This window comes from Pseudomonas sp. C2.3V, assembly GCF_058536325.1.
The window spans coordinates 3852886-3876778 of record NZ_JBZUBN010000001.1; the positions used below are offsets into that span (position 1 = coordinate 3852886).

The window sequence follows — 23893 nt, forward strand, 5'->3', positions numbered from 1 at the left end:
GTAGCACGACGCTCGCTGTACCAGGGTCTTTTTTCTCTGCACCGTCAGGCGTTCCAGCGCGCGTGGCATCGCACCTTCGTCACGCCCAGGCATCCAACCTGCTAGCATTCCGATTCAGAACCGGCATATGGCCGCTTCCAGATGCGTTGTAGGAGGATATCCATGTCACACCCGTTCGATACACTCAGCCCTGACGTGGTGATCGACGCCGTGGAAAGCCTCGGCTATCTCAGCGATGCGCGTATCTTGGCGCTTAACAGTTATGAAAACCGGGTTTATCAGGTGGGCATCGAAGACGAACAGCCCTTGATTGCCAAGTTCTACCGCCCACAGCGTTGGACGGATGCCGCGATTCGCGAGGAGCACACCTTCTCTTTTGAGCTGGTGGAGCATGAAGTACCTGTCGTGGCGCCCCTGTCGCGTGACGGTGAAACCCTGTTCGAGCATGCCGGCTTTCGCTTTGCCCTGTTTCCCCGCCGCGGCGGCCGGGCGCCCGAGCCTGGTAACCTTGAGCAGCTGTACCGCCTGGGTCAGCTCCTGGGTCGCCTGCATGCCATTGGCGCCAGTCGCCCATTCGAGCACCGCGAGACGCTTGATGTACAGAGCTTTGGCCATGCCTCGCTGGATACGCTGCTGAGCGGCGGTTTCATTCCCAAGAGTTTGCTGCCTGCGTATGAATCGGTGGCACGTGACCTGATCAAGAAACTGGATACGCTCTTCAACTCGGTCAACTACACCACCATCCGCGTCCATGGAGACTGCCATCCGGGCAATCTGCTCTACCGTGACGAGACCTTCCACATGGTGGATCTCGACGACTGCCGCATGGCACCGGCGGTACAGGACCTGTGGATGATGCTGGCCGGTGATCGGCAAGAACGCCTGTCGCAGCTTTCCGAGTTGATGGACGGGTATCAGGAGTTCCATGACTTTGCACCCCGTGAACTGGCGTTGATCGAGGGGCTGCGCTCCCTGCGTCTGTTGCAATACAGCGCCTGGCTGGCCCGCCGCTGGGATGATCCGGCCTTCCCGAAGAGCTTTTCCTTTTTCGGGACCGAGCGCTATTGGGGCGACCAGGTTCTGATGTTGCGCGAGCAACTGTCAGCGCTTGATGAAGAACCGCTGCGGCTGTTTTGATCCCTAAAGACACCAGGGCCGCCACAAACCGGGCGGCCCTGGTGCTAAGGCTCAATGACCGTTACGGGTCAAGCCGATCAGTGTATCGGCGACATCCTTGGTCCGCCGTGAAGTGCTTGCTGTTGCGCTGCTGGAGCCTTCCAGCGCACCCAACAGCTCAGTCAGGGCATTTACATCCTGAGACTGTACTTCGATCTGCTGTGCAACCTGACGGATTTCCTCAGCCAGCTTGTCGATATCCGTGCCGATTTCGCCAGCGTTCTGCTGAGTCTTTTCCGCCAGCTTGCGTACCTCGTCTGCTACTACAGCAAACCCACGCCCCTGCTCACCCGCACGAGCAGCTTCGATGGCAGCGTTGAGTGCCAGCAGGTTGGTCTGCCCGGCGATCTGCTGAATCATCTGCACAATGGACTGGATCTTCAGGCTCGATTGCGCCAAATCATTAGCACTGCGCACCACACTTTCAGCCTGACTGGACAGACTCTTGACGGTGCCACCCGCCTGATCGATCACGCTGCCCTGCTGATTGATGGTTGAGCTAAGATCATCCATCGATACGTGCAATTCACCGGCATAGTGATTTAACTGCTGAGCAATCTGCTCCTGGCTTTGATCCGCCTGATGCAGCACTGCACCCAAATCTTCAAGACCACGGAAAACCGGTTTGATGTGGTCATCCAGGCCGTTGCTGTCGATGTAGCTGGCAAAGTTCTTGCGCTTGAATTCATCGATCTGCTTGACCACAACCTGGCTCAAGCCCGCCAGCTTCTTGATCTGCCGACGCAGGAAAAAGGCCTTGAACTCGCCATAATGCGCCGTGAAGTTATCGATGTATTCATCACGGAACGGCGCCCCTTCCGGTGTACGGAAGAAAAATACCGCCGTCAGCGTCTGGTTCAGGTTGAGGCCCAGGATCTCGCCAAAGGTAGAAAAGCCCACCACAGGAATATCATCAAACGCTTCGTTCATGCGGCTCAGGTCGTTGCCATTGTTCAAGCGACGCAGAATGCAGTCGTTGAGTAGCCCGCCTACCGGTTTGCCGGACTTGCCTTGCAGGAAACGTTGAAGGTCTTTACGGGTGGCCTCAAGAATAGGCGTACGCTTGACCATCACCAGCTCTTCACCCGGCGCCACGTCACAGAAAAGGTGGATACGCTCCTTGTCATAATCGATCTGGGCAATGGAGCGAACAAACAGCTCCTCACCCACACGAATAGCAAACGAGTAATTGGCCAGACGCTTTTCCAGGTCCTTGGGCTCGCAGTTCAGCGATTCGCACAGGGCGGCTACCATCGAGCGGACATTGCCCTTGGAGTCGATCACCTGACTGATGTAGCGCTCTTCCAGCGACGCGGTGAGCACGCTCAGGCTAACTGATGTCGGCTCGAAGTTCTGGCTTTTGAACACACCGAAGCGGGCATTACGGGCGCATTTCAGAAATACGATCTGTACGTGGTTTTCGTAGCTGCGCTTGCCGTCATGGATCAAGGTTTTAACGAAGTCGGTCTTGCCACCAGCAGAGCCGCCTACGAATAGGCAGGGAAAACGGCCCGACTCGTAAAGGGCTTCCATGAAGAACGATTCGGATGCCGACAGGCCGTCAAACGTGACGTAAGCCAAAGTATCGCGATGGTCGATAGTCGTGTTGACACGCAGCCGCTTAATCGACTCGATCAGCTTGGCGACTCGATCAGCTTGGCGATTCGCTGCTGCATGGACATACGTGGCCCTCGGGCGCGGATGTCCTGGCTTTCCAACGGCACATAAACGGTTTCGGCCGAAGCGATGATGCTGGCATCAAACAGCTGCAGCACAACCCGATCCCACTGGCTACCTGTGGCGCAGTAGAGCTGATCGTTCTGGCTGCACAGCTCGCCGGAGGTCGTGCACAGGGTAAGGGCGGCGCCAGGGAAACGTTCGGCTACCTGGCGAGCCACCTTGTCCAGATCAACATGGGGCGAAACGAAACCGGCGATATAGGTCGGTTCGAATCGCAGGGTTTTCAGGTGGCTCTGCAACTGCCCGGAAGAGCTCAGTACGCTCATTACGCCGCCGGACTGGGCACTGGCGGGCTTGAGCCGGGAAAACAAGTTCATCATGAAATTTACCTGATAAAAAAGAATGCCAGACGTACGCCCACCCGCAGCGTTGAAGAACAGCACTACCCAGGATGATGGGCCGCCGTCCTCAGCAGCACGAATATGTGGTGTATCAGGATGTCGACCCGCCACAGAAGAACTAAAGGCCCTTTGTCATTGGACAAATCGATCGAGCCCATGGGAAAAGCGGCCTTTTCTTTGCTTGCGAGCTATGATTAGGGGCCTTACGAATACTAGAGACACATCATGTCCACATCCCCGCGCCAGGGTTACGTACTAGGCCTTACCGCCTATGCGCTCTGGGGACTATTTCCGTTGTACTTCAAACTGCTTGCCAGCATTCCTCCCGTCGAGATCCTGATCCAGCGTATCTTCTGGTCGGCCCTGATCGGGGTCTTGCTGCTTTTGATCTGGAAACATCAGGGCTGGTGGCGCGATTTGCGTGCCAATCCCTCCCGGATTGCCCGGTTATGGCTGAGTGGCCTGCTGGTGGGCGGCAACTGGCTGACCTACATCTGGGCGGTCAACAGTAACCATGTAATCGAAGCCAGCCTTGGGTATTACATCAACCCGCTCATCAATGTGCTGTTGGGCATGGTGGTGCTGGGCGAGCGGTTAAGGCCCCTGCAGTGGCTGGCCGTGGGAATGGCTGCCCTAGGCGTTGCCCAGCAGATCTGGACGCTTGGCCAGCTGCCCTGGGTATCCCTGGTGCTGGCCTTCAGCTTTGCTTTTTACGGACTGGTGCGCAAGGGCACCCAGGTGGCTGCCCTACCAGGCATGGTGGTCGAAACCTGGCTACTGGTCCCGCTGGCTGCAATTGCACTACCCTTGTTGACCCAGCAGGTCAGCCTGGAACCGGCACTCTGGCAGTCGCCGATGGCCATCGTACTGATCCTGTCTGGCCCCGTTACGCTGGTTCCCCTGCTCTGCTTCAACGCAGCGGCGCGCAAACTGCCCTATTCGACATTGGGCTTCCTGCAGTACCTGGCCCCTACGCTGGTGCTGATACAGGCAGTCTTCCTGTTCCACGAGCCCTTCCCCATGGAGCGGATGGCCGCCTTCCTGTGTATCTGGGCAGGCCTTGCCGTGTTCAGCTTTGACGCCTGGCGCTCCCTGCGTCGTTACGCAGCGCCTGCTGCCCGCACCTGACCGTCGTGGTTGTCGCGGTAGACAACCAGTTCGACCATCAGATCGTCCGCCAGGGTCTCCAGACTCTGGCGGAGCGTATCCAGCTCAAGGGCGGGCGGCAGGGCCAGCAGCGCCGTAGTGTGGAACAACTGTTCGCTGCTCATCGGCGCCGCCCGCACATCGGTACTGAGCCGCTCGACATTAACGCCTAGCCGGGTGAGCTGACGGGTAATGTCCCGAACGATCCCGGGACGGTCATTGCCCAGCAGATCCAGCTGGATGAGCTGAGGCTTGGGTGCCTGCTCTATCTGGCTTTCCGCTACCAGCACACGCATGCCCCTCACATCCAGCCCTTTCAGCTGGGCAACCAGGGCTTCGCGTTGTTCCGGCGCGACACTGACGCTCAGGATTCCGGCGAACTGACCTGCCATACGTGACATGCGGCTTTCCAGCCAGTTGCCGCCCCGCTCGGCAACACAGTCGGCCAGCTGTTCGACCAGACCCGGCTGATCCGGGGCAATGATGGTAAGGACCAGGACATCCACGATAGCGCTCCTTTTGGTTGATCATCTCTCCAGCGTAGAACAGCCAGCCAACCTTGCCGACCCACTTTTCATGAACGGACCTGCCATCGTTTTGCCTGTGGCAGACACTTTTCCAGCGAGGCCTAGTCACATGGCCAGATAGCCACCGAATGTCGGCGCGTCGTGCAGCCAAGCGAGGCGAACAATGAGTAAAAGAAAAACCATCGGCGGCCTGCAGATAGCCGCCGTGCTTCATGAGTTTGTGAAGACTCAGGCGATTCCAGGCACAGGCATCGATATGGACCATTTCTGGCGTGGTCTGGAAAGGCTGCTGGATGAGTTCGCCCCGCGGAATCGAGCGCTTCTGGAAACCCGCAGCCAGCTCCAGGCCCGTATCGATCAATGGCATCTGGCGCATGCCGGACAGCCACACGATGCGCACGCCTACCACACCTTTCTTGAAGAGATCGGCTACCTGCTCCCCGAGCCGGACGAAGTCCGCGTCACGACAGCCAATGTCGACCCAGAAATTGCCCAGCTCGCCGGGCCGCAACTGGTCGTGCCGGTCACGAATGCCCGCTTTGCGCTCAACGCGGCCAACGCACGCTGGGGTTCGCTCTACGATGCGCTCTATGGCAGTGACGCAATCCCCGAAGACAGCACGGTTGAAATCTGCGATAGCTATAACCCGCTCCGGGGCGAAAAGGTTGTGGCCTATGCCCGGGGATTCCTCGACGAAGCCGTGCCGCTTGCTGAATACTCCCATGGCAATGTCAGAGGCTACAGTGTCCAGCGTGGCGAACTCATGGCCGAGATTGGCGACAGTCGCTACGTTTGCCTGGCCGAGCCGGACGCCTTTGTCGGCTATCGCGGGCAGGCTTCGCAGCCGGAGGCCATTCTGCTCAGGCACCATGGGCTGCATATCGAAGTCCAGATTGACCGCAACAACCCGATCGGCCAAGCCGATGCGGCAGGCGTGAGCGATATTCTGCTCGAAGCGGCTCTGACGACCATCATGGACTGCGAAGACTCCGTCGCAGCGGTAGACGCCGAAGACAAGGTACAGGTCTACCGCAACTGGCTGGGCTTGATGAAAGGTGACCTCTCCCAAGACATCACCAAGAACGACAAGGCCTTTACCCGGATCATGAACCCGGATCGACCCTACATCGCTGCTGATGGCAGCGAGTTAGCCCTGCCGGGCCGTTCACTGCTGTTTGTCCGCAATGTCGGCCTTTTGATGACGACAGACGCCATCCTGGACCGCGACGGCAACGAGGTTCCCGAAGGCATACTGGACGCCGTCTTTACCAGCCTGTGCGCCCTGCACAACCTGAACGGCAACACGTCGCGCCCCAACTCGCGCACGGGCTCGGTGTATATCGTCAAGCCCAAGCTGCACGGCCCGGAAGAGGTAGCCTTTACCGGCGCGCTGTTCGGGCAGGTCGAGGACCTCCTTGGCCTACCGCGCCATACGCTCAAGATCGGTATCATGGACGAGGAGCGGCGGACCAGCGTCAACCTCAAGGCCTGTATTGCTGCGGTGAAGGAACGGATCGTGTTTATCAACACCGGCTTTCTTGATCGCACCGGTGATGAGATCCATACCTCAATGGAGGCCGGCCCTCTCATCCGCAAGGCTCTCATGAAGCGTGCCACCTGGTTCAGAGCTTATGAGGACAACAACGTGGACGTCGGGCTGGCCTGCGGTCTGCGTGGCCGTGCGCAGATTGGCAAGGGCATGTGGGCCATGCCGGACATGATGGCCGCCATGCTCGAACAAAAAATCGCCCACCCCCAGAGCGGAGCCAGTACGGCCTGGGTACCCTCGCCTACGGCCGCTACGCTCCATGCCATCCACTACCATCAGGTCGATGTGGCTGCACGGCAGATTGAGCTGGCCAAGCGCACGCCGGCCTCACGAGAGGATCTATTGAGCATTCCGCTGGTTGATGTCACCGAACTCAACGCTGAAGAGATCCAGGAAGAGATGGACAGTAATGTCCAGAGCATCCTGAGCTATGTGGTGCGGTGGATTGATCAGGGGATCGGCTGCTCCAAGGTGCCGGACCTCGATGATGTGGGACTCATGGAAGACCGTGCCACACTGCGTATTTCGAGCCAATTGCTTGCGAATTGGTTACATCATGGTGTGATTAATAGGGAACAAACGATCGAAGCTTTCCGTCGCATGGCTCTAGTGGTGGATCAGCAAAATGCAGGCGATCCCCATTACCGCGCCATGGAGCCTGATTTCGATAGCAATATCGCTTTTCGGGCTGCCCTGGACCTCGTTCTGGAGGGAGCGAAGCAGCCCAGCGGCTATACCGAGCCGATCCTGCATCGTAGACGTCGTGAGGCCAAGGCGCGGAGGCAATGAACAGGTCTCGCTGATACGCCTTTGAAGTAGCGGCTGACGGGACCTATGGAACGCACCATCAACTATATAAAAGGCGTTACCCATGACCAATCTTCGTCCCCTGTACGCTTCAGCGCTTGCTATTGCCCTGGCCGGATGTGGCGAGCCGTCCAAGCTTGGCCCAGATGCCGCCTATGGCCCCAAGCCGCAACTTCCCGAGCCCAAGACCAGCCTTATCCCTCTGGTCAACGTAGCGCCCGCCACCGGCTGGCCGGAAGGCGGTAAACCCACTGCTGCCCAGGGCCTTCAAGTCAACGCCTTTGCCACCGGCCTTGATCATCCCCGCTGGATCTATGTATTGCCCAACGGTGACGTTCTGGTCGCCGAATCGAACAAGCCCACACAAGAGCCGGCGGGCTTCAATATCCGCAAGCAGGTCCAGGGCATGATGATGAGCAAGGCCGGAGCCGGCGTGCCCAGCGCTAACCGCATCACCCTGCTGCGCGATGCTGACCACGATGGCGTGGCCGAAACCCGAACGACCTTTCTGGAGGGCCTGCACTCGCCCTTTGGCATGACCCTGGTCGGCAATGACTTCTACGTGGCCAATGCCGATGCACTGGTGCGCTTCCCTTACAAGGAAGGCGATACGACTATCCAGGACAAGGGCACCAAGGTGGTCGACCTGCCTGCCGGCATCAACCACCACTGGACCAAGAACGTGATTGCAAGCCAGGATGGCAGCAAGCTGTACATCACGGTTGGCTCCAACAGCAACGTCGGTGAGAACGGTATGGACATCGAGGAAGGCCGTGCGGCCATCTGGGAGCTGGACCGCGCCACCAGCAAAATGCGGCTGTACGGCACAGGTCTGCGTAATCCCAATGGCATGGATTGGGAGCCGCAAACCGGCAAGCTCTGGACAACAGTAAACGAGCGTGACGAGATTGGCAGTGACCTCGTACCTGACTATGCCACCTCGGTTCAGGACGGCGGTTTCTATGGCTGGCCCTACAGCTATTACGGCCAGCATGTAGACGAGCGCGTCAAACCGCAGCGCCCGGACCTGGTCGCCAAAGCCATAGTGCCTGACTATGCCCTTGGCACCCACACCGCCTCACTGGGCCTAACCTTCTCCAAGGGCGATGCCTTGCCGGAGCAGTACCGTTATGGGATGTTCATCGGCCAGCACGGCTCCTGGAACCGCAAACCCAAGAGCGGCTACAAGGTGGTCTTCATCCCCTTCCAGGACGGTAAGCCCAACGGCGCACCCCAGGATGTACTGACCGGCTTTTTGAATCAGAAGGAAGAAGCCCAGGGCCGCCCGGTTGGGGTCATCAATGACAAGCAGGGTGATCTGCTGGTTGCGGATGATGTGGGTAACGTTATCTGGCGAGTAACCGCGGCCAAGTAAGTAGGCCACCGTGCCTGGGCTGCTCTAAGCAGCCCAGGCACTTGCCTTAATGCTTTTCTAAACGGGCAATGGCTATAAAAACCGCAGCGGTTGTCACCACGCCCCATAGGACAGGCCCTATTGTAGGAATAGGGCGCAACAGGAAAAAGCCTGCCACAGCAACCGCCAAGGCAATTAGAAGCCCTGGGCCGAAGCCTCTGGTGATCTTGAAGGCGTTACGGCATGCCTTGCAATACCGAGCACCACCGGGCTTGGCAGGCCCTAGGATTGCAGGTGAGAAGAAACTAATGGAGGCGGAGCAGTGCGGGCATTTCATGGGCAATTCCTTATGCTAGGCGTCGATTTCACGGGCCAGCATAACGTCTTCCAAACCTGTCCCTTGTGCTATGGTCGGCACGTCTGAACAGGCTTTACCGTCACGTAGCTGAAACATGAAACGGAGCGCACTCCAAAGGCGCCCACTATCCTCTGCGTTGTCACTCAAGCGCTAATCGCTTGCTCATCAATAGAGTCTGGCTACAGTTTCAGGAAGACAGGGATGAAGATCATACTTATGCGACATGGACAGCCAACATTGAAACCATGTCCAGGCAAAGTCTCGCCCTCTGATATGCACCGTTGGATCAGTGATTACAACCTGTCCGAGGTCATGGATGATCCTGCTCCGCCAACAACGCGTGAGCTGACAGCTCAGGCGAAATATATCATCAGCAGCACAATGCCCAGGGCACTGACTTCACTCGACAGGCTAGGGCTGAAACCCTTTCAAACCGATACGCTATTTAGCGAAGCGGAGCTTCCTTTCCTGCACTGGCCTGGCCCCAGGCTTTCTCCTCTTACGTGGGCATTTGTTTTTCGAATGCTTTGGCTCTGCGGTTATTCACATGGCGTCGAGTCGTTTTCAGAAGCACGCGAGCGGGCCCAGCGAGCTGCTCAGCGACTCATCTCGCTGGCCGAAGAAGGGACGGTACTGTTGCTGGGTCATGGCATCATGAACCGCCTTATTGCCAGGCAATTACTCGCTCACGGCTGGAAGAGCGAGACGCGCCATGGGAATAAATATTGGAGCGCCTCGTTCTATATACTGCCTGCCAGGACCTTGCAGGATTAGTGTTCACTGCTGCCCTTTTGCATAAAGCGTTACAGGCGAAAGCAGTCTTGCATGAACCCCAAGAGCGGCTTGTACTTATCAGGAAGCCCCTAATGCCTCCTCTAATTGCTGCAGGTTGAAGGGTTTAGGCAATGACATTGATTGTATGTTTGCGGATACAGTCCCTTCCCCTGACATGAAAATGACTCGCAGCCCAGGTTGCTGGCGTACAGCTTCATACGCAAGATCGATTCCAGACATACCCGGCAAGTTGACGTCCGCCAGCAGGATGTCAAACCTCAATCGTCCCAAGACCTCAAGTGCTTTTTCAGCAGTTTCACAACCTTTGGCGGTGTATCCCAGCATTTCGACCATCTCACAGGTCATGGAAAGCAGGTCGGTCTGGTCGTCCAGTATCAAAACCTGCTGTGTACCGACAGCTTTTTCGATAGGCGCAGGCACCAGAACGTTATCATCTATCCGTACCGGCTTATGGCTGGCCAGTAGCTGTCTAATCTTGCGTGCCAGATCATGCAGCCGATAGGGTTTGCTCAACAGCTCGACACCGGGATCAAGCCGCCCTCCGTGAACGATGGCGTTCTGGGTGTAGCCTGACGTAAACAGCACGGCAATGTCAGGCAACAACTGCTTGGCCTGACGTGCAAGCTCAGGGCTGCGCAGAGGACCTGGCATTACAACATCGGTAAACAGCAGATCGATATGCAGCCCGCTCTGCAAGATGCTGAGCGCACTTTGTGCATCATTGGCGCGTAGTACCTTGTAGCCAAGCCCGCTTAGCAGGTCGATGACCGTGGCTTGAACAGCCAGATCGTCCTCAACCACCAGAATCGTTTCATCGCCGCCGATAACCGTGCCGCCAACCGCTGCAGGCGAAGCAATCTCGATCTCATGAGTCCGGGGCAGGTATAGCTTGATTGTCGTGCCACTGCCCAGCTCGCTGTAAATGCGGATATGACCACCACTCTGCTTGGCAAAGCCATACGCCATACTCAAGCCCAGTCCGGTTCCCTGGCCCTCAGGTTTGGTCGTGAAGAAAGGCTCGAAGGCATGCTCCATCACATCAGGCGACATGCCTGATCCCGTATCGGATACCGCCAGCATGACGTACTGCCCTGGCGCAACGTCAGCCTGTGACTGGGCGTAATGGTCATCCAGCATGGCATTACTGAGTTCGAGAGTAAGCCTGCCATTGCCTTGCATGGCGTCACGGGCATTAATGGCTAGATTGAGAATGACATTTTCCAGCTGATTAGGGTCGACCATGGTCGTCCACAAACCGCCCGCAATGATTGTCTCGATCTGAACGCTCTCTCCCAGGGCGCGGCGAAGCAGGTCGTCCATGCTGCGCAGCAAGCGGCTCAGATTGGTCGGAACAGGCTTTAGTGGCTGTCGACGTGCGAAGGCCAATAGCTGCGAGGATAGTTTTGCGCCACGACTAACGGCCGCTACGGCTGCATCCAGCTTGGCCATGCCGCTGCTACTGTTTCCTAATGCAGGTCTTAATAGCTCAAGATTGCCTTCGATAATCTGAAGGACGTTATTGAAGTCATGGGCAACGCCGCCGGTCAGCTTGCCGATCGCCTCAAGCTTCTGGGATTGATGCAGCGCCAGCTGGCTCCGCTCCAGTTCCCGGGTACGCTCCTCTACCAGCATCTGCAGGTTTTCCCGGGAACGTTGCAATTCCTCCTGGGCGAGCTTTTGAGCCGTAACGTCATGTCCCTGGAAGAAGATGCCGCTTACCAGCCCGTTCTCAGCAATGACCGGCTGGAAAACAAAATCGATGTAACGTGTTTCTGCCGGTGCATCCGGCACACGCTGCACATAGACTGCCATGCTACGCCCCGTGTGGGGCCGCTTGGTGGAATACACCCGATCCAGCCACTCCAAGAGGGCTTGATCCTTGAGTCGAGGAAATGCCTCCGAAGCGGGTTTGCCGATGATATCGCGATGACCAACCAGTTGATAAAAAGCCCGGTTAGCCAGTTCAACCAGATGCTGCGGGCCTTGGGTGACTATTACAAACCCCGGCGCCTGTTCGAACAGCTGTTGTAAATGCTGCCGTTCCTGCCGGATGACGCGTCCAAATTCCTCATGGGCCAGTCGCTCAGCGACCAGTGCCGAAACATCGCGAATGGTTACTGATACGCCAATCAGCGTACCTGACTCATCGCGAACACCCGACAGCATCACTTCAAGAACGGCTTCGGCATCACATACCATGCAGTGATACTCGATCACATGCATCTTTTTGCCTGCCATCACCTGCTCAACTGACTCGTCCAATACGGGTGCCCAAAATGGCAGAGCTCGGATATTACGGCCTACCGTCTCGTCGGCACTCAGACCAAACAGCTCTTCAGCACCTGCGCTCCAATACAGTACATCCAGCCGCACATCGACACCGATGATGGCTTCCTGCGCCGCATTGATGAAATTAGCTAGGTAATAATCAGCAGCTCGCAGGCGACGATACTCATGACCGTCTACGGATCGCGTAGCACTTAAGCTGATATTGGCCTGATCCAGAGTAGTACGCAGCTTGATTCGACGCCGCGCTCGCCTGGCGGCCTGGGCGGCCTGAAGGGCAAGCGTCCCTGGAACCAACTCGGCAATGGACCAGTGTGATCCCAGCATGGGTGCCAGCCCCAGGTTTTTCCTAAACGCATCACCTTGTTCAGGTGCACGAACAAAAATCAGCTCGCACTGAGACCAGACAGCTCTCACTGCTTTGGCCACTGCAGCCGGTTTGATGAGCGACGGCATAAGAATGACAACAGCGGGCTCATCGCTTGCGATAAGCCCGTTTGAAACGTCTGTATCCAGGCAGTAACGAACGTCTAATGCCTGCGATTGGAGCGCCGCGCCAAGCATGGACAACTCATTACCAGCACGGGGTTCGTCTGGCGCAATGATGACAGCGGTCTGAAATATCACAACAGGTACTCAAAGCAAGGGAAGACCGAGCAGACTTCTGCCCGTCCATAATTTCAAAAGATCTGTCGTGGGTGACATGACATGGCTGGCGCGGGCATCACGGAGCATCTGAGACACTCGGCTGTTCTCCCGATAAGCCGCGCCGCCGCAGATGGTCATCGCTTCGTTAGCCAGCATAACAGCGGTATCACCTGCATCCGCCTTGCAGGCCAGGATGAAAGGCAGGACATTCGGGTCTCCCAGATCGCCTAATCGGGCCGCCTCGCGAACCAGTGATCGGGTCTTTTCCAAAGCAATCCACATGTTTCCATAACGGGTCTGCAAGGTTTCGATATCCCGCAGCGTTTCACCCGAATGCGCATAACTGCGCGTACGCAAGTGCTCACCGGCCGCATCCAACGCGGATTGAGCGATACCCAGATAGGTACCCGCCATGGCCATCAGAAAAAACGGGGCAACCACTTCGAAGACGTACCACACCTGATCACCTGGCTCACCCAGAAGATTTCTGGCAGGCACACGCACGTTGTTCAACCCTAACGCTCGAGAAGAATTGCCACGCATTCCAAAACCGTTCCAGGGCTCCTGCCACTCCAGGCCTTGCGCAGTGCTGTCCACAATCAAACAGCTGAAATCGCCTTCCTCGTTATCTTCCTCGCTTGCCACTGTAGAAACTACGTACGAATCAGCATGACCACCATTGGTGACAAACTGCTTAATGCCATTCACAACAAACTCATCGCCAACCGTGGCGATCTGAGTTGCAGGCAGATAAAAATGAGCGCCTGAGCCACTTTCAGACAGCGCTAAGGTTGTGAGGTGACGACCGGCAGCAATCGCCTCCAGATAATGCTCTTTCTGATATGAAGTGGCTTTGGCCGCAATGACAGCGGTCCCGACACAGTGCATACCAAAACAAAGCGCAGAAGAAGGACACGCCTTACCAATGGTTTCGGTAATCACGCTTAAGGCCAAGAGTCCCTGACCGTGGCCACCCTGGGCCACAGGAACCTGGAGGCCCATGAGGCCAGCTTCGGACAAGGCGTCTATCGAATGAGCAGGCCACAAGCAATTCTGGTCCACCTGACTCGCAAGCGGAGCAATAGCCTGATCAACAACCTCTTCAACGGTTGATTTCAGGGCGGTGAGCTTAGACGACAAATGATAATCCATCGCTTGTATCACCTTTAAAAGAGACAAGTAGCCATCATGCCTGAATTCAAGCCTCAGCGATCACTACTTCATACTGAGTAATAAGTGATGAGATAGTGCCCCAGTGGCCACCCTGACCCCTCTTATGCTTGAAAACAGACGCTTCGTTATCCATTTCGTCGAAACGACGAAAAAGCCCCTTCATAAAAGACGCTTTGCGCCTTATGACTAACAGCGCGCCTCCCTAAGCTGATGCCATCTCCACACAACAACAAGGAATGGTCATGAACATCACGCTTCTCGGAGCTGGCCATATCGGCTACACCATCAGTCAACTGCTGCAGGACTCCGGGGATTACCGGGTGATTGTGGCTGACCGTGATCCCAACGCTCTGGCGCGGCTGGCCGCGCTGGGCATCGAGACACGGGAAGTGAGTCCGGACGGCAATGACCTGGAGCAGGTACTTGAAGGCAGCGACGCGGTACTCAACGCCCTGCCCTACCACATGGCCATTCCGGTAGCCCGTGCCGCCAAGGCCACAGGCACCCATTATTTTGACCTGACCGAAGACGTCCATGCTACCAAGACGATCCGTGATCTGGCAGAGGACTCATCCACGGCCTTCATGCCGCAGTGTGGCCTGGCTCCTGGCTTTATCGGCATTGCAGCGCATACCCTGGCGTCGCGCTTCGACAGCGTGCGCGAGGTGAAGATGCGCGTAGGTGCATTGCCCGAGTTTCCCACCAACTCACTCAAGTACAACCTGACCTGGAGCGTGGACGGGCTGATCAACGAATACTGCCACCCCTGTGAGGCGGTTCGTCATGGCACGCTGAATCTTGTGCAGCCACTGGAAGGCTTGGAGCATTTCTCGCTGGACGGCGTGGAATACGAGGCCTTCAACACCTCGGGCGGCCTGGGCACCTTATGTGAAACCTGGAGTGGTCGCGTCGAAACCCTGGATTACAAAACCGTCCGCTATCCAGGGCATCGGGACCTGATGAAATTCCTGCTCGAAGAGCTGCGTCTGGCAGGTGATCAGGAAACGCTGAAACGCATCATGCGCGACTCGGTGCCCACGACGATGCAGGACGTGGTGCTGGTGTTCGTAACGGTAAATGGCATGCGCGACGGCAAACTGGTGCAGGAGGTATTCAGCCGCAAGATTTTCGCTGCCGAGCAACGCGGCAAGCTGACCAGTGCCATTCAGATCACCACAGCGGCCGGTATCTGTACCGCACTGGATCTGTTCCGCGAGAAGAAACTGCCGCAGTCAGGCTTTATCCGCCAGGAAGAAATCGACCTGAACGTCTTTTTAAGCAACCGCTTCGGCCGCGTTTACGGCGAACCGGCCTAAGCCTCTGCCGCCATGGGCCGTCGGCTACCGGGACGGCTCACTGCGGCGGTCGATCTTGCGGGTCAGAATGATGGAGGTCTGGGTCTGCTTGACCCCATCAATAGCACCGATCCGATCGAGCAGCTCATCGAGCTGCTCATGCCGTTCACAGCAGATAAAGGCCAGGTAATCGAACGCGCCGCTCACGGCCGACACCTCCTCTACTTCCGGCATCGAGGCCAGTGCCTTGATCACCTGCGCCGCGCTCCGGGGCAATACGCTGATGCTGCAATAGGCCCTGACCGCACCCGCCTCCACCGAGGCTCCCAAGCGCACGCCATAACCTGCGATTACACCCTCGCGCTCTAGCCGGGCCAGCCGTGAAACCACTGTCGTCCTCGCCAGATTGAGCTTGCGGGCCAGCGTGGCCGTAGACTCGCGGGCGTTGGCCTGAAGCAGACGGATCAGTTGCCAATCGGTAGCATCGACTTTCGGATACATGAAGAACACGCGCCAGGGTTCGGAAAAGCGGAGCCTAGGAGGCTCTGCAGCCAGCGTCAATGCCCGGCTCCGCTTAACCCGGGTCTTATACTCTGCGCCTCTTCGCGACCCGGCCACCGAATGGTTGTCAGCGGCTCGCCCAGCAATAGACGATCACCCAGATGCCCAGGCCGGTGCCAGGTAGAACCACATCATTACGCGAGCCGCCGCTACCAGCGCCGCGCTGCCGCCAGAGCACTAGCAAGACAACCAGCTCACTCCCCACAGGGACCGCCAATGATTAAAACGGCTTCGGGTGCAAACGGCTTAGTCATCCTCTTAGCTCTTGGCGACAATGACCGGGATGCCCATGACCTCAGGCACGTCCTAGTCGACCTACCGCGCAGGGGCACGAGCAAGGCTGGTGCCAGAAAGGTGAAAAATACCGTAAAGGAGGGGATGCAGACATGCGCCAGGAGTAGGCAATACCGCACCAGATACATGCAGCTATGCATTTAAAAAATGGCAGCCTTCCTTGGCTACCCAACGTCCGGACTGAGCGCAGGTAAGAGGTGGAGCTCTCTACCTGCGCTCGTTAAGCGCGCCGGATCACGCGGTACGGCTTACGCCGAGAGAAATCGTCTTGGGAGGTTTGTTGCAGTAGTAGATACCCAGCAGAACCAGACCCCCGCCCACAATCATCAAAGGGGTGAGCTGCTCGCCCAGAATCACCACGCCCATCAGGACAGCAGACACCGGATTCAGGGCGATGAAGACACCCGACTGGGTAGCCCCGATCCGCTTGATGCCGTCGTAGTACCAGATATACGCCAATGCCGAGCCAATCACGCCCAGATAAGCCAGGCTGAAGCACTGAGCCTTGGTCAGGCTGGCAACAACGCCCCAGTTCAGATCACCCGTGCCGATCGACACACATAGCAGCAGTACCGTCCCGCACAACACCGAGAAGGTCACGGTATGCAGCGGGCCGATCTTGCGAACCAGAGGCCGCGAAAACACGCTGTAGATCACCCAGCTGACCACACAGCCAAAGATCACAAGATTACCCAACCAGCTACCGCCTGCGGCTTCAAGCACCGAGGCGTCTTTGCTGACGATGACCGTTGCGGCGCCCAGGATGCAGGCCGCAATGCCACCGGTCTTGACCAGCCCCAACCGCTCGCGATCAACAAAGAAGGTCGTCAACGCAATCATGGCTGGATTCAGTGCCACAATCAGTGAGGCCTGTGAGGCGCTGATCAGGTGCAACCCGTAAAAAAAGCACAGGTTGTATGTGAAGATGCCAAAGAACCCGAGCCAGAAAAGATGAATCACCTGTTTCACGCTGAGCCTGACAAACAGGCGTCGGGTGACTGCCAGCACAAGCACCAGGGTGAGGCTGGCCAGCAGAAAGCGCAGGCCGGCAGATGCCAGCGGCGGCACCCCGGCCGACAGGTAACGCCCGGCCACGAAGGTTCCACCCCAGATCACCGAGACCGCCGTCAGTTTCATGTACACCAGGAGCTTGTCATCTGGCTGCGCCAGGGCTGTTGCGTCCGACATTCAAATCACCTTTGCCTACATCAACATCAGTCGCTCAAGCTCGGCTTGAGACTGTACGTGGGCCTTACAGAAGTTCAGGGTCAGGTCGAGCAGCTCCCGTTGCGCACGACTGCCGCCCAGGCTCGTCCATTGATGCCGACTGGCGGCAAGAAGGTAGTAACACTCTTCGTAGTGGCCTCGGGCAAACAGGGCAATAGCTCGAATGATGTCCAGTCCGGCGAGATGCGCATCAGGCTCGATACCAAAGCCGTCACTCTCGGCCATCATTTTCTCGATAAGCAGAGGCTGGTTGGCGCCGGCAAAGGCAAAGGCCGCGTGCATATTGTGAAAATGAGAGGTCGAGGTGGCGATGCTGCCAGACCAGAGAATGGCCAGCTCCTTCCAGACCTCATCGAACTCATGGCTGTTGACATCCTCAAGCTTGAAGCGCCAGAGAAAGCCCACCGCATCCAGATCCTGCTTGGAAAAGCGGTCGTTCTTGAGTGCATAGAACTCCAGGAACGCCATCTTTGCCGCCGCGTGATTGCCCAGCTGCTTGTAGGTAATCGCAAGATGCCAGTACACGTGCATACGCATGCCCGGGTTGCGAATCCACTCTTCCTTGGAGTCTTCCAGGAAGTCACGCAGCTCCACCCACATACCCTTTTCGTGCAAGGCATGAGCAACGGCGTGGATGCCGTAAATATTCGCGGAGCAGTACCGCACGGACTCCAACCCCGTCGCCAGCGACTCATCGAATAGCCCGCATTCGCACAGCACGAATGACTTGATCGACAGGTAGAACGAGTACAGCGGATGCGATTCCTCCATGTACTCATCACACAAGGCAAACAGCGGCTTCAACTCGGCGGTTCGGCCGGTGCAGAAGTCCAGCATGTGAATAAAGAAGAGCGCCTGCACATCCGTGGGATACGCGTGAAGGTGCGCCTGAAAGAGCGAGCGTGCCCCAACGTAGTCGAATTCGACCCATTTGCGGAAGGCGCGCACCACATTGACCAGCTCGGCAGGCATATCCTCCGAGATCGCATTGAGGTAACGGGCAAACTTGTAGATGTCCTTGAGTTCGCAGCCGGTAATGGCATCAAAGCCTTTGAGCAGCGAACGAAAGATGGCCTGGGTAGGCTCTTGGGCAATGACCGCCTCGGGCACGCCTTTGAGCGACAGGAACGGCACGTTGATTTCGGGCCATATGGACGAACAGCCGTCGGTTAGCAGACAGCCATTGAAACACCTGACATTAGCACTCATACCCGCCCCTCTATATCCCTATGCCGAGTAAGAAAAAGCTCTGGATAGCGTTAACCGGATAGCACCTGCTGTTGTCGCTCTTATCGTGCGTGGTGTCGGCTGCCGGTGCGTTACAGGGCAAGCCGTCGTTCTATCCAAAGCGCCTATAACCCCATCAGGCAGTGCGCAGGACATGTTGTCATTGTGGGTAAGTCCTGAACGATGCGTATAATTCCACTAATCCTTACTCATAGAAAAATGAGTATTTACTCATGAGGCCAGCGAGGCGCCATGACCTTTACCCAGCTTGAAATCTTTGTGCTTGTGGCAGAGCTGAAAGGGTTCACCTCGGCAGCTTCGCGGCTGTCCATCACACAGTCGGCGGTGTCCCATGCGATCAAGGCGCTGGAGGCCGAGCTGGGTGTCGAGCTGATCAACCGGCACCAGTCGGCCCTGGAGCTGACTGCGGTAGGTGAGCGCCTCGTACTACGTGCCCGTGGCATTCTCGGGCTGGCCGAAACGATGCGGCAGGAGGCTGGCGATGCGCGCGGCATGAAGCGAGGCACGCTGCGCATCGGCTCCTTCGGCCCGACCTCTTCGGTCAAACTGCTGCCTGTCATTCTGGATGCCTATCGCCAGGCCTATCCGGGCATCGAGGTGCATATCGACGAAGGTCGGGACCGGGAAGTGGTCCAGTGGCTGCAGGATCGTCGTATCGACATCGGCTTTGTCGTCCTGCCCGATGAGCGCTTCGACACCTTCCCCATCGCCGAAGATCAGATGGTCGCCCTGGTGCCTACTCACCACGCGCTGGCCAGCAAAGCTGACGTCACGCTCAAGGAGCTTTGTCCCGATCCGTTCATCATGACCGAGGCCGGATCGGCACACCTGGTAGCGCACATGTTCAATGCCGCCAAGCTGGTGCCCAATACCCGCTACCACAGCACCCAGCTGCTCAGCACCTTGTCCATGGTCGAACGGGGCGATGGTGTGACTATCCTGGCGGAACTGGCGCTGCCGGCGGAACGCGGCCACGAGGGCTACGTGAAAAAGCCCCTGCGACCACGGGTCAAGCGCAGTGTCGGATTGGCCCTGCTCGATGAGCGTCAGGCGTCGCCCGCCACTCAGGCCTTTATCAAGATTGCCCAGAAACTCAAGCGCCAGGGCCTGCTTCGGTTTAATGCAGACGCCTGAACTGCCCTACAAGCATGCTCAACTGTCTGTAGGTGCCTGATACAGCCGCGCTGCGAATCACCATCACATTTTCGCGGCCCGCCCTGAACCAAATGACATTTGGCGCCTCTGTTTGAGCCACTTACTTAACCGGCCCGGCCCAAAGGCGCTGGGATGCACAGTGACGCTCCGTGCACTGTGTCAAAATAGCTCATACCTCAGGATTGGAAGACCGTCATGGATACACTTTCGGATTTGCGAGCTGGCAAGCTGGCCGGCGCGACACGACTGGACCTGTCGTGCGGACTCACGGAATTTCCCCGCGAGATCTTCGAACTGGCCGACTCCCTGGAGATTCTCAACCTCTCCGGCAACCAGCTCAGCCACTTGCCGGATGATCTGGGACGGTTCAAGAAACTGCGTATCCTGTTCTGCTCCGACAACCCGTTCACGCATCTGCCCGAAGTGCTGAGTGAATGCCCTCAGCTGAGCATGGTGGGCTTCAAGGCCAATCAGATCCGCCATGTGCCGGCAGCAGCGCTGTCACCTTCGCTACGCTGGCTGATCCTGACGAACAACCAGATCGAAACCCTGCCCGACTCGCTGGGTCAGTGCAGCGGCATGCAAAAGCTTATGCTGGCAGGCAATCGCCTGCAGGCGCTTCCAGAAACCATGATCGACTGTCATAAGCTGGAACTGCTCCGCATCTCCTCCAACCGCTTTGCCGCCCTGCCGGACTGGCTGTTGTCGCTGCCGCGGCTGACCTGGCTTGCCTACGCCGACAATCCCCTGAGCGAGGCACGCGAAGCGGCCAACGTCTCTCCCAGCGCACCCATCAACCGAATCGACTGGAAGGACCTTGCACTCCAGCACAAGCTGGGAGAAGGCGCCTCGGGCCTCATCTACCAGGCGGATTGGAAACAGCCTTCCGGCCCGTCAAAGACCGTAGCGGTCAAGCTGTTCAAGGGCAGCATGACCAGCGACGGTACACCTCAGAGCGAAATGGCCGCCTCGATTGCCGTAGGGGCACACCCGAACGTGATTGATGTGGAAGGGCAGGTCGTGCATCACCCCGAGGGCACGGATGGGCTGGTCATGCAGCTGATCGATCCACAATTTCAAAACCTGGCCGGCCCGCCCAGCTTTGCCACCTGCACCCGCGATGTATACCCGGCGGACACGCGTTTTTCGCTGCCCGTCGCGCTGCGCATGGCACTCGGGATCGCCTCGGCCACCGAGCACCTGCATGAGCGCGGTATCGTGCATGGTGACCTGTACGCCCACAATATCCTGTGGACTGAACAGGGCGATGTGCTGCTGGGTGACTTTGGCGGCGCGTCCTTTCTGCCTACCGATAATCCGACGCAACAGAAGGCCTTGGAGCGCCTTGAAACCCGGGCGTTTGGCTGCCTGCTGGAAGAGCTGCTGGAGCGCTGTGAGCCTGCCGCGGGCGAAGAAGCGACCCATGCGGCGCTGTCAGACCTGCTCGCGCGCTGCCTGAGCACACAAGTAGTGTCCCGTCCAAGCCTGAGCGAGGTTCACGCGCAGCTGGCAGCACTCCAACAGCACCTGAATTAAGCAGAGAAAAGCCCTTCGCCGGTCAGGCAGGAAGGGCTTTGTACACCGGTTGGCCTTTACAGCCGGAACTGCTGCGCCAATCCATTAAGCGATACCGCCAGTTGCGACAAGTCATTCGAAGCAGCTGCCGTTTGATGGGCGCCAGAGCCTGTCTGCATGGATAGATCGCGAATGCTGACCAGGCTGCGGTCCACTTCCCGCGCCACCTGTGCCTGCTCTTCAGAAGCCGTGGCGATCAGGAGGTTGCGCTCGTTGATCTCGGCAATGGAGCTGTTGATCGTGGTCAGCGCCTCGCCTGCCGCGCGGGCAATGTCCAGGGTTCCGTGAGCGCGGCTGCTGCTCTGGGCCATGGACTGCACGGCTTTGTCCGTACCCGCCTGAATCGAGCCGATCATGCTCTCGATTTCACGGGTAGACTCCTGCGTCCGATGGGCCAAACCACGCACCTCATCGGCCACCACCGCAAACCCACGCCCGGCATCCCCCGCACGCGCCGCCTCGATGGCAGCATTGAGTGCCAGCAGGTTGGTCTGCTCTGCTACTCCGCGGATCACGTCCAGCACCTTGCTGATATCCTGTGTCATAACGGCCAGACCCTGAACCTCTCCAGCCGTCGCTTCCACGCTGTCGTACAGCTCGTTGATGGCCTCAAGCGTTTGGGACACCTTCAGCTGCCCGGTTGTGGCCGCCTGGCTGGAACTCAACGCCGCCTCGGACGCTGACGCCGCGTTGCGAGCGACCTCATCTACCGCGGCGCTCATCTGGTTGACCGCCGTAGCCGCCTGCTCGATTTCATCATTCTGGCGCATCACGCCACGGGTCGTTTCCTCAGTGACCGCGGACATCTCCTCGGAAGTCGACGCCAGCTGAGCGGACGAATCACTGATATGACCCAGTGTTTCACGCAGATTCGACTGCATCACGGCCAATGCCTTGAGCAGACGGGCCGGTTCATCGTTACCATGGCTCTCAATCGCAACACTGAAATCCCGGTTGGCAATGCGCTGGGCAACCTGCAGGGACTGATGAATCGGTGCGACCAGACTGAGAGTGAGTCGCCAGGCGAGCAGTACGGTAGCCAGCAACGCGGCCACTACGATGATAGCTGTCATCGTTCGGGTGCTGCTGTACACGTCATCGGCATGCCGCCCCGCATTGCCGGCCTTTACATCAGCTTCCTGCTTGAGCGTGGTGATGGCGTTCTTGACCGCCTCAGCGGCGGCAAACATCTCACCGCTGGAAAGCGCCACGGCCTCCGTCAGCTTGCCGTTGGTCAACAGATCCAGATAGCGCTGATGGATACTGAGGTAATCGCTCAGGCCTTTGGAGAGCGCATTGAACGTGTCATGGCCTGCCTTGGTCACGATCACCTTGCCGAGTTGGTCGACGTAACCCAGCAGCTCCGTACGGGCGATCTGGATATCCTTCAGGGCATCAGCCTTCTTGGATGCAGGATCGCTTTCCACACGCAGCCGGGAGTTATCCAGACGAATGCGCATCAGGGTCGTATCGATCTGGCCGAGCACCTTGAGCGTTGGCAGGACATTGAGTTCGACCATTTTTTCCGCTTCATTCATCGAAGCGGATTGTTTGAGTGAATAGACGCCTTGAAAGAGGATAAGCAAGGCAAAGAGCGCAAAACAGATCGCGGAGCGCGGCGCGATATTCAATGAACGAAAGCCCATAAAGCACCTGAAATAGATTGTTACTATTGGGCTTATCGCTGCATTGACGGGCAACTTTAATTGCCTGGCTAGCCATTAGTCGGACAATCAACTACCACTTGAAACCAAACAATCTGCGAGGCGTGTCCCAGAGCACTTGCCGCCTTGCACCCGGACTTGGGATCAGATTCTCGATCAGCTTGAGGAGCAGTCCGTAGTCGATTCGCTCCGGTGAATTTAGAAAAGGCCAGTCCGACCCCCACAGGCAGGCCTCGGGGCCGAAGGTTTCGAGAAGCGCCTGAACGTAGGAGTGGGTATCAACGTAGGGATAGGCCTCGGCGGAAAACTGCGAAAGCCCTGATAGCTTGACGTACACACGTCCAGTTCCTGCCAGCGACAGCAGGCTCTGGAATCCGGGTTGCGCGATGCCTGCCGCCACATCAGGTCTGCCACAATGATCAATGATGAGCCGGGTGCGGGTGCGCTCGATCAATGGCATCAGTTCGCTTAGCTGCGCCTTTTCGACGTGCAGCTGGGCCAGCATCTCCAGCTCAGCCAACTGATTGAATAACTCTTCCGCTTTCAGGCAGGCCGACACACCATTCGTGACCACATCGAGCAGGACGCCTGCTACACCGGCCTCCTTGAGCCGCTTGAGCTCTCGGGTACTCGTGCGAGGCCCAACCACGGCAATGCCCTTCCAGCGACCAAACCCCAGGGCAAGCCCATCGAGCAGGCAGCGGTTGTTCTCGCCATAAATGGCCGGTGGGGTGACTACAACAGCGTGACGTACGCCATAGGCATTGAACACATGCTGGAGTTGCGTCGAGGTCCCTACTTCCTGAGCGACGGGGGTATACACAGCATTATCGGCAATGGGAAAACGGGCGGGCTCTAGCAGGTGGGTATGACAGTCGATCTTATACTCGCCGTAAATGCTCACTGCGGCTCCTTTTCGGTGGCGTGGCGTGCGGTCTGATAAGTCAGGGGTGGAGGCAGGATAGTCTACCGGG

20 protein-coding genes are annotated in these 23893 nt (G+C 57.8%); 8 read left to right on the plus strand and 12 right to left on the minus strand.

Features of this window, described 5'->3' with window-relative positions:
* The first annotated feature begins 162 nt into the window (after window positions 1-162).
* Window positions 163-1137: a serine/threonine protein kinase gene (locus AC4LF3_RS18250; RefSeq protein WP_010796040.1), complete on the plus strand. Its 975-nt coding sequence runs from the start codon at window positions 163-165 to the stop codon at window positions 1135-1137.
* Between the two features lie 51 nt (window positions 1138-1188).
* Here the strand turns inward: AC4LF3_RS18250 and AC4LF3_RS18255 are convergent, their stop codons facing one another.
* Window positions 1189-2757: a methyl-accepting chemotaxis protein gene (locus AC4LF3_RS18255; RefSeq protein ID WP_491836116.1), complete on the minus strand. Its 1569-nt coding sequence runs from the start codon at window positions 2755-2757 to the stop codon at window positions 1189-1191.
* 53 nt (window positions 2758-2810) lie between these two features.
* Entirely contained in the window at window positions 2811-3236 is a 426-nt protein-coding gene (locus tag AC4LF3_RS18260; protein ID WP_491836117.1) for an FIST N-terminal domain-containing protein, read from the minus strand.
* 246 nt (window positions 3237-3482) lie between these two features.
* On the opposite strand from AC4LF3_RS18260, the gene rarD reads away from it, so the two are divergent.
* The gene (gene rarD, locus AC4LF3_RS18265; protein WP_125888540.1) at window positions 3483-4385 is read left to right on the plus strand and encodes an EamA family transporter RarD; all 903 of its coding nucleotides are present in this window, start codon (window positions 3483-3485) and stop codon (window positions 4383-4385) included.
* Here the strand turns inward: rarD and AC4LF3_RS18270 are convergent.
* Window positions 4358-4909 carry a glycine cleavage system transcriptional repressor gene (locus AC4LF3_RS18270; RefSeq protein ID WP_019365503.1) on the minus strand — a complete coding sequence of 184 codons (552 nt, stop codon included), beginning with the start codon at window positions 4907-4909 and terminating at the stop codon, window positions 4358-4360. The genes rarD and AC4LF3_RS18270 overlap by 28 nt on opposite strands.
* Window positions 4910-5093: 184 nt before the next feature.
* Between AC4LF3_RS18270 and AC4LF3_RS18275 the strand changes: the two genes are divergently transcribed.
* Together AC4LF3_RS18275 and AC4LF3_RS18280 are read left to right on the plus strand one after the other, a co-directional pair.
* A complete protein-coding gene (locus tag AC4LF3_RS18275) occupies window positions 5094-7268 on the plus strand; it encodes a malate synthase G (RefSeq protein ID WP_491836118.1) in 2175 nt (724 codons plus the stop codon).
* Window positions 7269-7350: 82 nt separating this feature from the next.
* Window positions 7351-8661: a PQQ-dependent sugar dehydrogenase gene (locus AC4LF3_RS18280; protein WP_010796045.1), complete on the plus strand. Its 1311-nt coding sequence runs from the start codon at window positions 7351-7353 to the stop codon at window positions 8659-8661.
* 46 nt (window positions 8662-8707) lie between these two features.
* Here AC4LF3_RS18280 and AC4LF3_RS18285 read toward each other — a convergent pair whose 3' ends face one another.
* Window positions 8708-8977, minus strand: coding sequence for a hypothetical protein (locus AC4LF3_RS18285; protein ID WP_010796046.1), 270 nt, complete (start codon window positions 8975-8977; stop codon window positions 8708-8710).
* A gap of 222 nt (window positions 8978-9199) precedes the next feature.
* On the opposite strand from AC4LF3_RS18285, the gene AC4LF3_RS18290 reads away from it, so the two are divergent.
* On the plus strand, window positions 9200-9772 hold the full coding sequence (locus AC4LF3_RS18290; protein ID WP_491836119.1) for a histidine phosphatase family protein: 573 nt from the start codon (window positions 9200-9202) through the stop codon (window positions 9770-9772).
* A 78-nt stretch (window positions 9773-9850) separates the two neighbouring features.
* On the opposite strand, the gene AC4LF3_RS18295 is transcribed toward AC4LF3_RS18290, so the two are convergent.
* On the minus strand, window positions 9851-12706 hold the full coding sequence (locus AC4LF3_RS18295) for a response regulator (RefSeq protein ID WP_491836120.1): 2856 nt from the start codon (window positions 12704-12706) through the stop codon (window positions 9851-9853).
* Between the two features lie 9 nt (window positions 12707-12715).
* Window positions 12716-13879 (minus strand): acyl-CoA dehydrogenase family protein, encoded by a 1164-nt coding sequence (locus tag AC4LF3_RS18300; RefSeq protein WP_491836121.1) that lies wholly within the window; start codon window positions 13877-13879, stop codon window positions 12716-12718.
* A 263-nt stretch (window positions 13880-14142) separates the two neighbouring features.
* On the opposite strand from AC4LF3_RS18300, the gene AC4LF3_RS18305 reads away from it, so the two are divergent.
* Complete coding sequence (locus AC4LF3_RS18305) at window positions 14143-15216, plus strand: saccharopine dehydrogenase family protein (RefSeq protein WP_150348537.1); 1074 nt, start codon at window positions 14143-14145, stop codon at window positions 15214-15216.
* A 24-nt stretch (window positions 15217-15240) separates the two neighbouring features.
* Here the strand turns inward: AC4LF3_RS18305 and AC4LF3_RS18310 are convergent, their stop codons facing one another.
* The 4 genes from AC4LF3_RS18310 to AC4LF3_RS18325 form a co-directional block, all read right to left on the minus strand.
* Complete coding sequence (locus AC4LF3_RS18310) at window positions 15241-15696, minus strand: Lrp/AsnC family transcriptional regulator (RefSeq protein WP_026003906.1); 456 nt, start codon at window positions 15694-15696, stop codon at window positions 15241-15243.
* Between the two features lie 127 nt (window positions 15697-15823).
* Complete coding sequence (locus AC4LF3_RS18315) at window positions 15824-15961, minus strand: hypothetical protein (RefSeq protein WP_491836122.1); 138 nt, start codon at window positions 15959-15961, stop codon at window positions 15824-15826.
* A gap of 323 nt (window positions 15962-16284) precedes the next feature.
* Window positions 16285-17238, minus strand: a complete 954-nt coding sequence (locus tag AC4LF3_RS18320; RefSeq protein WP_491836123.1) for a DMT family transporter — start codon at window positions 17236-17238, stop codon at window positions 16285-16287.
* A gap of 15 nt (window positions 17239-17253) precedes the next feature.
* Window positions 17254-18486 carry a tetratricopeptide repeat protein gene (locus AC4LF3_RS18325; RefSeq protein ID WP_150348534.1) on the minus strand — a complete coding sequence of 411 codons (1233 nt, stop codon included), beginning with the start codon at window positions 18484-18486 and terminating at the stop codon, window positions 17254-17256.
* Between the two features lie 270 nt (window positions 18487-18756).
* Here AC4LF3_RS18325 and AC4LF3_RS18330 point away from each other — a divergent pair, with 270 nt between their 5' ends.
* Window positions 18757-19659, plus strand: a complete 903-nt coding sequence (locus AC4LF3_RS18330; RefSeq protein WP_074826996.1) for a LysR family transcriptional regulator — start codon at window positions 18757-18759, stop codon at window positions 19657-19659.
* Window positions 19660-19875: 216 nt separating this feature from the next.
* On the plus strand, window positions 19876-21216 hold the full coding sequence (locus AC4LF3_RS18335) for a leucine-rich repeat-containing protein kinase family protein (RefSeq protein WP_491836124.1): 1341 nt from the start codon (window positions 19876-19878) through the stop codon (window positions 21214-21216).
* A gap of 56 nt (window positions 21217-21272) precedes the next feature.
* On the opposite strand, the gene AC4LF3_RS18340 is transcribed toward AC4LF3_RS18335, so the two are convergent.
* On the minus strand, window positions 21273-22901 hold the full coding sequence (locus AC4LF3_RS18340; RefSeq protein ID WP_491836125.1) for a methyl-accepting chemotaxis protein: 1629 nt from the start codon (window positions 22899-22901) through the stop codon (window positions 21273-21275).
* 91 nt (window positions 22902-22992) lie between these two features.
* Window positions 22993-23823 (minus strand): amidohydrolase family protein, encoded by an 831-nt coding sequence (locus AC4LF3_RS18345; RefSeq protein ID WP_150348531.1) that lies wholly within the window; start codon window positions 23821-23823, stop codon window positions 22993-22995.
* Window positions 23824-23893: the final 70 nt, after the last annotated feature.